Source organism: Litorimonas sp., from assembly GCA_029936425.1.
In the GTDB taxonomy this organism is placed as follows: domain Bacteria; phylum Pseudomonadota; class Alphaproteobacteria; order Caulobacterales; family Maricaulaceae; genus Litorimonas.
In genome coordinates, this window is record JAPYSU010000044.1 from 843 (window position 1) to 3,110 (window position 2,268).

Annotated in this window: 1 protein-coding gene; it reads right to left on the reverse strand. The window is 44.9% G+C overall.

Features of this window, described 5'->3' with window-relative positions; genetic code table 11:
* The coding region (locus ACN0IC_RS14790) for a YncE family protein (protein ID WP_416879543.1) at positions 1-2,236 on the reverse strand (2,236 nt) is incomplete at its 3' end.
* Between the last annotated feature and the right edge of the window lie 32 nt (positions 2,237-2,268).

A 2,268-nucleotide genomic window follows, 5' to 3' on the forward strand; every position in this document is an offset into this window, starting at 1 on the left:
CAGCTGGCCCAAACGCCCCTCCACCTTCTCGTACAAACTCAGTAGCCAAGCTGTTCTCTGTATTCGTATCTACAAGAGAAAGATCAATCCACTGGTCTTCCTCTTCTACAATGATTCGTTCAGAAACACCTGCAGCCACACGGTATACATCGCCGGAAGAATACCCTGTGCCGCCAGACGGCTGAAAAGCAATGCTCTTAATAAATGTAAAATTATTTTTATCTATGACCAGAAGATTTCCAGACTTCCAGTTTGTAACGTAGATAAGATCATCTGAATAATGAATAGCAAAATCAGTAACGGACGATCCTACCTCTAGCGTTCGAAGGACTGTCTCAGAGGCAGAGTCTATTTCAAGAAGATATGCCCTGGCTGTTACATCACTATCTTCTTCGCTAATGGCATAGATTTTTTCTGAGGTTCTATCACTCCTTATATGAGTGACCGAAAGTGGTTCAACCTCAATTTCAACTGGAATTTCTACCCCACCAGTCTCACCGGTCAAGGTAAAGAATGAACTGTGTATACCTGGCGACAGCAGAGAAGCATTAAGATGGACATTAAGAGTCCCAGGCGTCTCACCAGAAAGTTCACCAAATGTAATCCATGGAACAGGAGAAGAAACACTCCAGGGCAAACCTGATTCTTCAGAGGAAAGTTGAATATCAACTTGATAATCAGGGTCATTTGCAACCGTTTCCACATTGACCTCGGCGACATCAAGGCCAATTTCTGAAACGCTAAATGTATAAACGGTACCTCCCTGAGGGCCAGAATCTGTCACCGGGTCTACCCTCCAGTAATAGACCCCACCATTACCAAGAAGCTCCGACAGAGAAACACTTGTACCTGTGAATCTACCGAGATAATAAGGTGATGAAGTGTCTGCTGAAGCAGTCATATCATAGTCTGCACTCAGATAAACATCATACTCACCAACTTCTGGCAATGGAGACCATGAAAGACTTTCCGGAGAATTGACGACGGCGCCATCTTCAGGCGTAAAGACTATCCCCATTCTCTCCAAACCGATTTCTTCCTGAATATTAACAACACCCAGAGTCCGTTTTGATTCGTTGAAGTAGATAAAGCGAGTGTAATCTGACGTAAAGACCTGAGCCTTGGTATAAGTATAGCCTACGCCGCTATTGCTACCGTCCGGGATCGTATACAGCTCCTCACCAGTGTCATAGGCATAAAGTTTATCGCCCGTCCCGATAACCGATCCATTCCGGACCATTGACCAGATAGCAGAAGGGAAAGTGCGATCAAGAGAGTCCGTATCCGCAGGATCAAGTGAGACCGTTTTCATCACAGCGATTTCGTCATCGTCACGGAGCAGAACAGGGGACTCGAATGGCTCGCGGTTGAAACCGGAAACTGTTGTTTGCTTGACCAGAGATACGGTTCCATCCTGATTAATATCAAGGTGACCAACCTTAGGCGTATGCACACCTGCAGACCAGCCATACTGAGGCATGGCAACCATGTTTGACTTGTCATCGGTTACAGCAAAGTCCATGAATCCATAGGAATCGAAAAAGAGTGTTGATTGGATAACATCTTTTTCGTTTCTGCGCAGCACATGGAGCATTGGTGCCCAGGCACCATCGGTATAATATATAACCCCATTCGGCCCCAGATCTATATTCGCTGTTGTACTACTGTTACTCGCTTCAGAATAAACCGGTAGTAAAATATTCTCTTTTATAGAGAAGGCATCCAGATCAACAATATCAATTTCCTGCCCAGCGCTGTTGATAACAAAAAGCTCTGAAGCATCATCGCTGATAACCATATCAGTTGGCCCCTTGCCAACCGTAAGGCATGCCGTAAATGACTCTTCATAAGGATTAAATGCCACGATGGAGCCATTATCCTCGCCATCCCGCTGTATTCCGTAAACAACAGGCCGGACAGGGTCATCCACCAAACGATATATATCCAATGGCGGAACAACGGCATTAATAAACAACTCAGAAACAGAATCGTCGTGTTTTACCTCAATGGTTGCTGTATATGAAGCAGTCAAGCTGTCCATTGAAAAAGAAACGTCAATCTGATTCAAATTGCTGTTAACAGAAGGCTTGGCCCATGAAGAATCAGAAGTTACTGAAATCTGAGTTTCGTCATATGGCGCATCAGTAGAGGTATAGGGAAAACTAATGGGTGCATGATTGCATGTGGGGGCAACCACAATTTCGATCTGGTTCTTTTCGAACAAAACATTGGCCATAGACGGCGAGACGACAAACAACGATTGCACCG